The sequence below is a fragment of the Rahnella sp. PAMC25559 genome, from assembly GCF_050632365.1.
Taxonomy (GTDB): domain Bacteria; phylum Pseudomonadota; class Gammaproteobacteria; order Enterobacterales; family Enterobacteriaceae; genus Rahnella; species Rahnella rivi.
In genome coordinates, this window is record NZ_CP192543.1 from 1,285,578 (window position 1) to 1,297,680 (window position 12,103).

Sequence of the window (12,103 nt, forward strand, 5' to 3'; positions counted from 1 at the left end):
ATAACCTTGTAACAATGGATTGTCCGGCGCACTGAGCGATGCATTACGCTTCAGTCCGCCGGATTTTCGTCTAAAAGAGAGTGAACATCTATGAGTCTGGCCTTAGTCAGTGAGCAGTTACTAACTGCCAATAATCTGAGTCATCAGGATCTGTTTTCCGTTTTGGGCCAGTTGTCAGAACGTCGCCTCGATTACGCCGATCTCTTTTTCCAGTCCAGCTTCCATGAAGCCTGGGTAATCGAAGACAGCATCATCAAAGACGGTTCTTACAATATCGATCAGGGCGTGGGCGTGCGTGCCATCAGCGGCGAGAAGACCGGTTTCGCTTATGCCGACCAGATCACCCTCAATGCCTTAAATCAAAGCGCCACCGCCGCGCGCAGCATTGTCCGCGAACAGGGCAATGGCAAAACGCGCACGCTGGGCGAAGTGGCCTACCCGCCTCTGTACTCCGCGCTGGATCCGCTGCAAAGCCTGCCGCGTGAAGCGAAAATTGAGCTTTTGCATCGCGTGGACAAAATCGCCCGCGCTGCGGATAAACGTGTGCAGGAAGTCAGCGCCAGCATTACCGGTGTGTATGAAACGGTGCTGGTGGCTGCCACTGACGGTACGCTGGCGGCAGATATCCGTCCGCTGGTTCGCCTGTCCGTGAGCGTGCTGGTCGAGCAGGATGGCCGCCGTGAACGCGGCTCAAGCGGCGGCGGTGCGCGCGTCGGTTATGATTATTTCCTCGAAACGGTTAACGGTGAAGTGCGCGCCGAAGCGTTCGCGCGTGACGCAGTGCGTATGGCATTGCTCAATCTGACCGCCGTCGCCGCCCCTGCGGGTGGGATGCCGGTGGTTCTGGGCGCAGGCTGGCCGGGCGTGCTGTTGCACGAAGCGGTCGGACACGGCCTGGAAGGTGATTTCAACCGTCGCGGAACGTCCGTCTTTAGCGGTCAGATGGGTAAACTGGTGGCGTCCGAACTGTGTACCGTCGTCGATGACGGTACTATGCACGGCCTGCGCGGTTCACTGGCGATTGACGATGAAGGCGTGCCGGGCCAGTACAACGTGTTGATCGAAAACGGTGTGCTGAAAGGTTACATGCAGGACAAACTGAATGCGCGCCTGATGGGCGTAGCGCCGACCGGAAATGGCCGTCGTGAGTCATATGCGCACCTGCCGATGCCACGCATGACCAACACTTACATGCTGGCGGGAAAATCTACGCCGGAAGAGATTATCAGCAGCGTCGAATACGGCCTGTATGCACCGAACTTCGGAGGCGGTCAGGTGGATATCACGTCCGGCAAGTTCGTGTTCTCAACGTCCGAAGCGTATCTGATTGAAAACGGTCGCATCACCAAACCGGTGAAAGGCGCGACGCTGATCGGGTCGGGTATCGAAGCGATGCAGCAGATTTCCATGGTAGGTAACGATCTGGCGCTCGATAAAGGCGTCGGTGTGTGCGGCAAAGAAGGCCAGAGCCTGCCGGTCGGGGTCGGTCAGCCAACCCTGAAACTGGATAATCTGACGGTGGGCGGTACCGCTTAAGTTTTGTTTTAGCCTCCCCTGATCAGGGGAGGTTTACCCCCACGTCGTTCCCTTTTTCCCCTGCCTGTAGCCCTGATACACCTTACTGACCTGTTTGAAGTAATCCGTCAGATAGTTAATGCATACCTGCACTTTCAGCGGCAGTTTGTCTTTTTCGGTATACAGCGCGTAAACCGGGCGAGGATCTGACTGGTAGCTGCGGAACAAAATCTCCACTTCCCCGGCATTGATTTCTTCGATGATCCACATCAGCGGCACATAAGCGATACCCACCCCGGCTTTCAGCCAGCGGATCATCGTTTGCGAATCGTTGGTGACGAAACGCCCCTGCGGATTAATACGGGTGGTAATGCCCTCGGGCGCGATCAGTTCAAACTCGCTGTCGGGGCGCACGCTGTATTCCAGCCATGAGAAATTCACCATATCCGCCGGTTTTTCCGGCGTGCCGTGCTGGGCCAGATAGCTGCGCGCGGCACACACGACCATCGGCATCGAGCCGAGTTTTGTGGAGAACAGGCTGGAATCCTGCAACGCCCCGACGCGGATCACCAGGTCTAAGCCGTCGGCGATCAGATCCGGCGCCGGAATGCCGGTGACCAGATTAACTGTCAGGCCGGGATATTCACTGAGCATCTCGGCAGTCATGGCAGCAAGAACATTTTGTGCCATTGTCGATGAGCTGCCGATGCGCAACGTGCCGGTGGGTGTGTTGTTGAAGGCGTATAATTGCTCATGCACTTCGCGCACGTCTTGCAGCATTTTCCGGCAGCCCTGATAGTAAATCTTTCCGGCTTCAGTCAGGCCGATGCTGCGTGTGCTTCGGTTTAGCAATTTGATTTGTAAGTCATTTTCAAGTTTTGAAATCGTCTGGCTGATGGCGGAAACGCTCATGTCGAGACGTCGTGCCGCCGCGGTAAATGAGCCGCTTTCAACCACCTGGGCGAAAATTGACATACGTTTTAATCGGTCCATTGTTAACTCTGGCTTAAAAGTGATTTAGATCACATAACGTTGATCCCTTGATAATAAGCAGGCTAATATACTCTCCCGGGCGATAACCCTCAGGTCGCATTTTCCTGACGGCTTACCTTCGCACACTTCCCTGGCAACCCCACAGTTTTCGTCGTCACTTCCCGTGAAGATTTATCTCCGGGTTTGTGAGCTGTTGCCTAAAATAATGAATAATGTGTGCGCGGGACTCACCACACCTTTCTCTGGTCATACTGCCCGTCGTCATAATGTAAGGAATTTTTGATGAGTTTGCTTCCGGTAATGGTGATTTTCGGATTGTCGTTTCCCCCGGTGTTTTTTGAAATACTGCTGGCGCTGGTCGTGTTTTTCCTGCTGCGACGCGTCTTGCAGCCCACCGGGATCTACGACTTTGTCTGGCACCCGGCGTTGTTCAACACAGCATTGTATTGCTGTCTTTTCTACCTGATCTCCTGCATGTTCGTCTGAGGGCGTTGTGAAAAATTTCTCTATAAAAATAATACGTTATGCAATTACGCTGATCCTTGTCGTTCTGGCTGTCATCGCTATTTTCAAAGCCTGGGCGTTCTACACGGAATCACCGTGGACCCGTGATGCCAAATTTACCGCCGACGTCGTCTCTATCGCGCCCGACGTGACCGGCCTGATTACCGATGTCCCGATCACGGATAACCAGCTGGTGAAGAAGGGGCAAATCCTGTTCAAAATTGACCAGCCGCGTTATCAGCAGGCGCTGGACGAAGCGAGCGCTGACGTGGCTTATTATCAGGCACTGGCCGGCGAGAAAAGACGCGAAGCCGGACGTCGCGTGAAACTGGGCGTGCAGGCGATGTCGCAGGAAGAGATAGACCAGGCGAATAACGTTCTGCAAACTGCCCAGCATCAGCTGGCGAAGGCTCAGGCAGCACGTGATCTGGCGGTGCTCGATTTACAGCGCACCGTGGTGGTGGCTCCGGCAGACGGCTGGGTGACTAACCTTACCGTGCATCCGGGGAACTACATCAACCGTGGTTCTACGGCCGTGGCGTTAGTGAAGAAAAACTCCTTCTACATTCTGGCTTATCTGGAAGAAACCAAACTGTCCGGCCTGAGCAAGGGCGATCGCGTGGAAATCACGCCGCTCGGCAGTAACCGCATCATGCACGGCAGGGTCGACAGCGTGGCGGCAGCGGTCACCAACAGCTCTTCTTCTGCGGCGACTAACGGTCTGGCGACCATCGACAGTAATCTCGAATGGGTGCGTCTGGCGCAGCGCGTACCGGTGAAAATCGTGCTTGATGATGCCGACCAGCAACATCCGTACCCGGCCGGGACAACGGCGACCGTTGTGATCACCGGCAGCCACGACCGTCAGCAGAATGAAGGTTCTCCGTTCCGCCGTCTGTTACATCGCCTGAGAGAGTTTGGCTAAGGCCGGAAAATGAATAGTGTACTTATCCCACGCGTGCGTTTTGCATTTAAGCTGACGTTCGCGATCCTCGGCGCGCTGGTGCTCGGGTTCTATCTGCAACTCGAAACCCCGCGCTGGTCGGCCATGACCGCCGCCATCGTGACCTCCGGCCCGGCGCTGGCCGCCGGCGGTGAGCCCTTCGCCGGGGCAATCCGCCACCGTGGTTTTCTGCGGGTGATCGGCACCTTTATCGGCTGTATCGCGGCGCTGGTGATTGTGATTGCCACGGCGCGCGCGCCGGTAGTGATGCTGCTGTTGTGCTGTATCTGGGCGGGTGTCTGCACCTGGTGGTCATCGCTGGTGCGCATCGAGAACTCGTATGCGCTGGGTCTGGCGGGTTATACCGCACTGATTATCGTCGTGACTTCCGCGTCGGCGCCGTTGCAAACGCCGCAGTTTGCGGTGGAGCGGTGCAGTGAAATCGTCCTTGGGATTTGTTGCGCCATCGTCGCTGACTTACTGTTTTCTCCCCGTTCTATCAAAAAAGATATCGACCGCGCTGTCAGCCAGCTGATGCTCGACCAGTTCGCGCTGATGCGGATTTGCGTGAACAATGCCTCGAAAGAAGACATTGATAAATCGTGGAATAATCTGGTGAAGTGCACCACGGCGCTGAACGGTATGCGCAGCAGCCTGATGATGGAGTCGTCACGCTGGCAGCGCTGTAACCGGCGTCTGAAAGCGCTGCACAGTACGTCGCTGAGCATGATCACTCAGGCCTGCGAAACCTATCTGATCCTGCAAGGCACGCCGGAACGGTTATCGCCGGAACTGAAAATGATGTTCGATGAACCGGCAGAGACGGTGGCAGATGTTCACCGCCGGATGAAACAATTACGGCAGGCCATCACCGGCTCGCACAGCGATAACGTCCTGATGACCCTGAGCGCCTGGACCGGTGCGGGCACCCGCGCGCTGTTGCTGATGAAAGGCATCCAGACCAACAGCAGTATCAGCACCATAGAAAGCGGCGTGCTCGATGGCGAAGTGGTGGTGCGCCCTGTGTCGGCAGAGCGCCATCATGCGATGATCAACGGTCTGCGAACGTTCACCGCCACCGCTATCGGCTGCCTGATGTGGCTGTGGACCGGCTGGACCTCGGCCAGCGGCTGCGTGATTATCATCGCCGTCGTGACCTCGCTGGCGATGCGTACCCCTAACCCAAAAGGGATGGCGATGGACTTCATCGTCGGTATGCTGCTGGCTATTCCGGTGGGTTCGATGATGTTTATGCTGATCATGCCCGCCACGCAGCAAAGTCTGTTCCTGCTGTGTCTGATGCTGGGGATTTTCACCTTCTTCATCGGTATCGAAGTGACCAAGCGCCGCCTCGGTATGCTCGGGTTGCTGGCGGGCACCATCAATATTTTGGTGCTCAGTAACCCGATGAAATTTAACGTTACTGCGTTTCTGGATAGCGCGATGGGGCAGGCCATTGGGACGGTGATTGCGATGGCGGTGTTGCTGATTATTCGCGATAAATCGCGCGAAAAAACGGGCCGTACCTTGCTCAACCGCTTCATGAGCAGCGCGGTGTCGGCACTGACCACCAAGGCTTACCGCCGCCGCGAAAACCATCTTCCGGCGCTGTATCATCAGCTGAACCAGCTGCTGGTGATGTTCCCGAATGACATCGGTAAATACCGTCTGGCGCTGATGCTGATTATCGCGCATCAGCGGATGAAGATGGCGGAAGTGCCAGTGAACGATGAACTGTCGGCATTCCATAAGAAAATCCGTAATACGGCAGACCACGTGGTGTCGTCATCGGGCGAAGGAAAACGGACGTACTATTATCAGCGTCTGCTGAAAGAGCTGGGCGAGTATCAGGAAAAACTGGTCGAGTACGATGCGCCGCTTAAAGTCACCGAACCGGTTCGTCGCCTGACTGACATGCTGCACCGCTATCAGCATTCATTCCTGGCATAAGCCGGTAGTTACCGGCGTAAAGACCACAGGGCCGATGCGGTAACGCACCGGCCTTTTTTATTATTCACGTTCTGAGGTCAAAAAGGCGTGGCGATCTTCCGGGCCGATGGCACGCAAGACGCGGCAAGGCACGCCCGCCGCGACCACGTTGGCAGGAATAGATTTCGTGACCACGCTGCCCGCACCAATCACGCTGTTACGGCCAATCGTCACCCCCGGATTGACTATCACCCCCGCGCCAAGCCAGACGTTGTCTTCAATAACGATAGGCTGCGAGAACTGTTGCCCGGTGATGCGGATGTCCGGGTCGATCGGGTGCCCGGCGGTGGCGAGCGTCACGTTCGGCGCGAACATCACGTTATCGCCGATGGTCACGGTGGCGTCATCCACCAGGGTCAGATTGAAGTTGGCGTAGAAGTTTTTACCGATGTGAGTGTGTGTGCCGTAAGCAACGCGCAACGGCGGCTCAACCCAGCCGTTCTCGCCCAGGCTGCCCATGATGTCTTTGAGCATCCGCTGGCGTGTCTCTTCTTCTGACGGGCGGGTCAGATTGTAATCGTACACCCGCTCCTTTCCCGCGCGGCGCTCCTCCGGCAAGCCTTCGCCCATGTCCGTATACAGCTCACCGATGTTCATTTTTATGCGTGTCGACATCCCTTTTTCCTTAATCAATGGGTGATTCATCACGCAGTTTACTGACCGGCTATGACGTTGTGAACGTGTGACATTCGACTTTGCGACCTGTGTCTCTCAGTGCTGTCTGAGAGACGCTTCTTCTTAAGCCGCTATACTTATTGCTATTCACTGCTTTAAACGGCGCACGTCAGGAGGATTTACCATGTCTGCCCAATACCAAAAACTGTCCAAACATCCTTTATTTAAGACCGGCTATTTCACCGGCGGGAAATGGCACGAGGCGAAAACGACGTTTGATGTGCGGGATCCGGCGACGGGAGAGATCGTCGCCAAAGTGGCGAAAGCCGGAAAAGCGGAAACCGAAGCAGCGATCAAGGCCGCCAGCGAGGCTTTCCCTGCGTGGAGAAAAACCACGGCCAAAGCGCGTTCTGAAATTTTGTACCGCTGGTATCAGCTGATGCTGGAGAACAAACAGTTTCTCGGCGAGTTGATGGTGGCGGAGCAGGGTAAGCCACTGAAAGAGGCGCTGGGCGAAGTCGATTACGCCGCCAGCTATCTGCAATGGTTCAGTGAGGAAGCCAAGCGCGCCAACGGCGAAATCATCCCTCCGGCGAAATCCGGTTCACGTATTCTGGCAACCCGCGAACCGGTCGGCGTGGTAGCGGCGATCACCCCGTGGAATTTCCCGCTGGCGATGCTGACCCGTAAACTCGGCCCTGCGCTGGCAGCAGGGTGTACCGGTCTTATTAAACCGGCCAATAACACGCCGCTCTCGGCCTTCGCCCTGCTGCAACTGGCGAAAGACGCCGGTGTACCGGACGGCGTGATCAACGGCGTGGCCGGTGATACTCATGCCATCAGCGATGCAATCATGGCCAGCGACAAAGTGCGCAAAGTCTCCTTTACCGGTTCGACGGAAGTGGGCAAAACGCTGGTGCGCAACAGCGCCGATACGATGAAAAAAGTGTCGATGGAGCTGGGCGGTAACGCGCCTTATATCGTGTTTGACGACGCCGATCTCGAGGCTGCCGTGAAAGGGGCCGTCACCTGTAAATTCCGAAACACCGGGCAGGTATGCGTTTGTATCAACCGCATCTACGTGCAGGACGGCGTTTACGATGCTTTTGTGACGCGTCTGGTGGAAGAAGTCCGCAAACTGAAGGTCGGCAACGGCATGGACGACGGCGTTATCGTCGGGCCGCTTATAGACATCAAAGGGCTGGAGAAAGTGGAAGACCACGTCAAAGATGCGCTGGAGAAGGGCGGGCGTCTGATGGAAGGCGGCGAGCGTCATAAGCTCGGCGGTAACTTCTTCCAGCCGACAGTGATTGCTGAGGCCAACGACGACATGAAAGTGGCGCAGGAAGAAACCTTCGGTCCGCTTGCCGCCTGTTTCCGTTTCAAAACGGAAGAAGAAGTGATTAAGCGCGCCAACGACACGCCTTTCGGGCTGGCGGCGTACTTCTACAGCCAGAATCTGCAACGTATTTTCCGCGTCGCGGACGCCATTGAAAGCGGCATGATTGGCGTGAATGAATGCGCGATTTCCAACGAAGCGGCACCGTTCGGCGGCGTGAAAGAATCCGGACTGGGACGTGAAGGATCGGTGCTGGGGCTGGAAGAGTATTTGCAGGTGAAAACGTTACATTTAGGAAATCTATAAGTCGTCTTTTCAGAAAGCCGCTTTTAGATAACAATAATCAGTAGCAAACAAAGGGCCGGAAACGGTGCTTTCCGGCAAAGCACAAAGGACGTCAATGAAGGTATTTAACGGGCTGCGTTCGCGCACGCTGATGATGGCGGCGGCGGTGATGCTGGGGCTGTCGGGCATGGCCGGGCAGGCTGTCGCAAAATCGACATACAATCAGGGCACAATCGTGTCAGGCACCGACGAGAAAACGGTGGTCAGCTATGTGCGTCAACACCAGCGTCTGCCGGACAATTACATCACCAAGAAAAAAGCCCGCGAAGCCGGCTGGGATGCGCGTGCCGGGAATTTATGCGATGTGCTGCCGGGCAAAGCCATTGGCGGCGACCGTTTCTCAAACCGGGAAGGGCGTTTACCGGCGGCCAGCAAACGGGTGTGGCGTGAGGCGGATATCAACTATCGCTGCGGACGTCGTGGCGCTGATCGGTTGCTGTTTGCCAGCGACGGTCTGATTTACGTCAGCCGCGACCATTATCAACATTTTGTTCGGGTGGAGTAATGTCGATGAAAAAAGTGAGCTTCGATTTTAATCACATCCCGGATTTACCCGCATTCTATCGCGAGTTTGTCCGTCAGTTTTCCCTGACTGACAGCTTCGGCGCGAATCTGGATGCACTATGGGATGAAGTAACGGGCGGGATCGCACTGCCGGTTGAAGTGGATTTCATCAATCTGAATGCCAGCCGTAAACGGCGGTTCGGTGCACTGATTTTGCTGTTTGAAGAGGCGGAAGAAGAGCTGGAAGGTGAGCTGCGGCTGAATCAGGTCGATAAGCCTGTTGCGAAAGCCAAAGTCTGAAAAGAAAAACCCGCCATCAAAGCGGGTTTTTGTTTTTTATTCCTGGCCTTCAGCCAGTTCGCGCAGATACTGGAAAATCTGGCGGTAAGATTTCGGCGGCTTGTTGGTCGCTTTCTCTTTTTGCGCATTGCGGATGAGGGCGCGCAGTTGCTGACGGTCAGCGGTCGGGTATAAATCCAGCACCGTTGGCACCGCATCATCACCTTCTTCGACCAGACGGTCACGCAGCATTTCCAGTTTATGGAACAGCGAAACCTGCTGGTTGTGGCGGTTTTTCAGTTTATCCAGCGCAGTTTCAATCGGTTCAACGTCGCGCGAGCGCAGCATTTTACCGATCAGCTGAAGCTGGCGGCGACGGCCTTCTTTCTTGATTTTCTGCGCTAAATCGATAGCGGCACGCAGATCTTCGTCCAGTGGCAGTTTATCGAGGGAGTTTTTACCCAGATCCACCATTTCTGCACCGAGATCTTTCAGCGCCTCGGCGTCACGTTTGATTTCACTTTTACTGACCCAGATGATCTCATCATCTTCATCGTTCTCATTATTCTCGGGAACGTCATCGAGCCAGTCGTCAATTTTCTTTGTCATGGGCGCTTCCTCTTAACGAGGTAATCCTGTCAGTTTGATTGTGCTTTATTGCTTCGGCGGCATTATGCCACAGAGATGGCTATTCTGTTGCAACTTCGGTCTGATCAACGCCGCACGCAATGCGAAATTATGGCGAGTCTCTGTTAGACTCAAAAGTATAAGTTTCTCTGTCTCAGTGTAGAACAATCCCTTTTATCTCATAAGCGATGGCATGCCGATGAACGTAGTGAATCAAGTTGCGCAGCAGCGTAAAACTCTCGAACAAGCCGTATCTCAGGCTCTGGAACTGGCAAAAGTGGGTTCAGATGCTGCAGAAGTGGCGGTCAGTAAAACCACCGGTATCGGCGTCAGTACACGTTTTGGTGAAGTCGAGAACGTTGAGTTCAACAGCGACGGCGCATTGGGCATCACCGTTTATTATCAGAACCGTAAAGGCAGCGCGTCTTCTACCGATCTCAGCCCGGACGCCATTTCCCGCACCGTGCAGGCCGCGCTGGATATCGCCCGTTACACGTCGCCGGATCCGTTCGCAGGCGTGGCCGACAAAGAGATGCTGGCGTTTGATGCGCCAGATCTGGATTTATTCCACCCGGAAGAGCTGGATCCGGATCGCAGTATCGAACTGGCAGCCCGTGCAGAACAGGCTGCGCTGAAAGCCGACAAACGCATCACCAACACCGAAGGCGGCAGTTTCAACAGCCATTACGGCATCCGCGTATTCGGCAACAGCCACGGCATGTTGCAAAGTTACTGCTCGACGCGTCATTCGATTTCCGCCTCAGTAATTGCTGAACACGAAGGCGACATGGAACGCGATTACGCCTATTCCATTGCCCGCAAAATGAGTGACCTGAAAGACCCTGAATGGGTCGGTGCAGAGTGCGCTCGCCGCACGCTTTCGCGTCTGGCACCGCGTAAATTACCCACCATGCATGCTCCGGTGCTGTTCGCCTCCGAAGTGGCGACCGGTCTGTTCGGCCATCTGGTGGGCGCCATCAGCGGCGGCAGCATTTACCGTAAATCGTCCTTCCTGCTCGACAGCCTGGGTGAGCAGATCCTGCCAGAGTGGCTGACGATTGAAGAGCATCCGCATCTGTTGCAGGGCCTGGCATCCACGCCGTTCGACAGTGAAGGTGTGCGCACGCAGCGTCGCGATATCGTCAAAGACGGCGTACTGCAAACCTGGCTGATGACCTGTTATTCCGCCCGCAAGCTCGGCCTGCAAACCACCGGCCACGCAGGCGGCATCCACAACTGGCGCATTGCCGGTCAGGGTGATGACTTCGCCGGTATGTTGCGTAAGCTCGACAAAGGTCTGGTCGTCACAGAGCTGATGGGCCAGGGCGTCAGCGGCGTCACCGGTGACTATTCGCGCGGTGCAGCCGGTTTCTGGGTCGAGAACGGTGAGATTCAATATCCGGTGAGCGAAATCACCATTGCCGGCAATCTGAAAGACATGTGGCGCAATATGGTCGCCATCGGCAGCGATATCGAAACCCGCAGCAATATCCAGTGTGGTTCCGTGCTGTTACCGGCAATGAAAATCGCCGGCGAATAACCCTCCCCAAAGCAGCGGTCGCCCGGCCGCTGCCTCAATTCTTTACAAAAAATTCATCCCGTTTTCCTCTCTCTCAGCCTATTTTTATAAAGCCTTACAAGCAATGTCGTTTTATTAAACAAATAAATAACAATAGAGAGAAAGATCATGCGTAAACAACTGATGGCGTTAGCGGTGTTAGCCATGCTGGGAAGCAGCACGGTAGCTCTGGCAGCAGATTTAGAAACGGACATGGACACGATTGCCGATAACTACGGCAAAGTGCTGAAAACCAACGATCAGGCCGAACTGACCACCGGTCTGGCAAACATGAAAGCGGCTGCCGAAGACGCAAAAAAAGCCACGCCGCCGAAACTGAAAGGCAAAGCGCCGGATAGCCCGGAAATGCAGGATTACCACAAAGGCATGGATACGCTGATCGGCCAGATTGATAAGGCATCTGAACTGGCGAAAGCCGGTAAAGTGGATGAAGCGAAGAAAGAAGCGGAAGGGTTTAAAGCGACCCGGAACGAGAATCACAAGAAGTTTAAATAGGCAGATGGCCGCTTCTCAACGGCTTAAAGCAGTGAAAATTTCGGTTTCTCAATCGCGGTGATCACACGGCTACTTGCGCCGAAACCGACCAAAGAGGGCTAAGACGAGCCCTCTTTGGGATCTCCACGTCGTAAACTGCGCGCTCGGCTCGCTGGCTATGTTTCAGGTATCACTGCGACAGGCTGGAAATCTTGCCGCTACGCGGTGCCTTCTCCCGGGTTTCGAGCCTCTGGTCTCGAACCTCTCGCTCAGCAAGATCCCTGAATCGCCCGCACGATATTAAATTCAAATTCAAATTCAAAACCGATCTGCTTTTGATTGAGAGGCTGCAGCCGCTTTCAAAAATCACGCCGAAGGGAGAGGTGGAAAACCGCGC

At 55.2% G+C, this 12,103-nt stretch carries 12 protein-coding genes; 9 read left to right on the forward strand and 3 right to left on the reverse strand.

Going from position 1 to position 12,103, the window contains the following annotated elements; translation table 11 throughout:
* Nucleotides 1-90 precede the first annotated feature (90 nt).
* Nucleotides 91-1,536, forward strand: a complete 1,446-nt coding sequence (gene tldD, locus ACQZQY_RS07260) for a metalloprotease TldD (protein ID WP_056776193.1) — start codon at nucleotides 91-93, stop codon at nucleotides 1,534-1,536.
* A 33-nt stretch (nucleotides 1,537-1,569) separates the two neighbouring features.
* Here tldD and aaeR read toward each other — a convergent pair whose 3' ends face one another.
* The gene (aaeR, locus tag ACQZQY_RS07265) at nucleotides 1,570-2,508 is read right to left on the reverse strand and encodes an HTH-type transcriptional activator AaeR (protein WP_056776195.1); all 939 of its coding nucleotides are present in this window, start codon (nucleotides 2,506-2,508) and stop codon (nucleotides 1,570-1,572) included.
* Between the two features lie 282 nt (nucleotides 2,509-2,790).
* Here aaeR and aaeX point away from each other — a divergent pair, with 282 nt between their 5' ends.
* From aaeX to aaeB, 3 genes are read left to right on the forward strand one after another with little or no spacing between them, the layout of a single operon-like run.
* On the forward strand, nucleotides 2,791-2,994 hold the full coding sequence (gene aaeX, locus ACQZQY_RS07270) for a p-hydroxybenzoic acid efflux pump operon protein AaeX (protein WP_015698919.1): 204 nt from the start codon (nucleotides 2,791-2,793) through the stop codon (nucleotides 2,992-2,994).
* 7 nt (nucleotides 2,995-3,001) lie between these two features.
* Nucleotides 3,002-3,937: a p-hydroxybenzoic acid efflux pump subunit AaeA gene (gene aaeA / locus ACQZQY_RS07275; RefSeq protein WP_136376853.1), complete on the forward strand. Its 936-nt coding sequence runs from the start codon at nucleotides 3,002-3,004 to the stop codon at nucleotides 3,935-3,937.
* Nucleotides 3,938-3,946: 9 nt separating this feature from the next.
* Entirely contained in the window at nucleotides 3,947-5,905 is a 1,959-nt protein-coding gene (aaeB, locus tag ACQZQY_RS07280) for a p-hydroxybenzoic acid efflux pump subunit AaeB (RefSeq protein WP_431296848.1), read from the forward strand.
* Between the two features lie 60 nt (nucleotides 5,906-5,965).
* On the opposite strand, the gene ACQZQY_RS07285 is transcribed toward aaeB, so the two are convergent.
* A complete protein-coding gene (locus ACQZQY_RS07285) occupies nucleotides 5,966-6,559 on the reverse strand; it encodes a sugar O-acetyltransferase (protein WP_431296849.1) in 594 nt (197 codons plus the stop codon).
* Between the two features lie 184 nt (nucleotides 6,560-6,743).
* Between ACQZQY_RS07285 and ACQZQY_RS07290 the strand changes: the two genes are divergently transcribed.
* The 3 genes from ACQZQY_RS07290 to ACQZQY_RS07300 all read left to right on the forward strand — a co-directional run bounded on the left by ACQZQY_RS07290 (nucleotide 6,744) and on the right by ACQZQY_RS07300 (nucleotide 9,047).
* Nucleotides 6,744-8,204, forward strand: coding sequence for an NAD-dependent succinate-semialdehyde dehydrogenase (locus tag ACQZQY_RS07290; RefSeq protein ID WP_431296850.1), 1,461 nt, complete (start codon nucleotides 6,744-6,746; stop codon nucleotides 8,202-8,204).
* Between the two features lie 94 nt (nucleotides 8,205-8,298).
* Nucleotides 8,299-8,748 (forward strand): ribonuclease domain-containing protein, encoded by a 450-nt coding sequence (locus tag ACQZQY_RS07295; protein WP_136376857.1) that lies wholly within the window; start codon nucleotides 8,299-8,301, stop codon nucleotides 8,746-8,748.
* 5 nt (nucleotides 8,749-8,753) lie between these two features.
* Nucleotides 8,754-9,047, forward strand: coding sequence for a barstar family protein (locus ACQZQY_RS07300; protein ID WP_056776209.1), 294 nt, complete (start codon nucleotides 8,754-8,756; stop codon nucleotides 9,045-9,047).
* A 36-nt stretch (nucleotides 9,048-9,083) separates the two neighbouring features.
* Here the strand turns inward: ACQZQY_RS07300 and yjgA are convergent, their stop codons facing one another.
* The gene (gene yjgA, locus ACQZQY_RS07305; protein WP_056776213.1) at nucleotides 9,084-9,635 is read right to left on the reverse strand and encodes a ribosome biogenesis factor YjgA; all 552 of its coding nucleotides are present in this window, start codon (nucleotides 9,633-9,635) and stop codon (nucleotides 9,084-9,086) included.
* A gap of 217 nt (nucleotides 9,636-9,852) precedes the next feature.
* Between yjgA and pmbA the strand changes: the two genes are divergently transcribed.
* Nucleotides 9,853-11,193 (forward strand): metalloprotease PmbA, encoded by a 1,341-nt coding sequence (gene pmbA / locus ACQZQY_RS07310; RefSeq protein WP_431296851.1) that lies wholly within the window; start codon nucleotides 9,853-9,855, stop codon nucleotides 11,191-11,193.
* 147 nt (nucleotides 11,194-11,340) lie between these two features.
* Complete coding sequence (gene cybC / locus ACQZQY_RS07315; RefSeq protein ID WP_414071730.1) at nucleotides 11,341-11,727, forward strand: cytochrome b562; 387 nt, start codon at nucleotides 11,341-11,343, stop codon at nucleotides 11,725-11,727.
* Nucleotides 11,728-12,103: the final 376 nt, after the last annotated feature.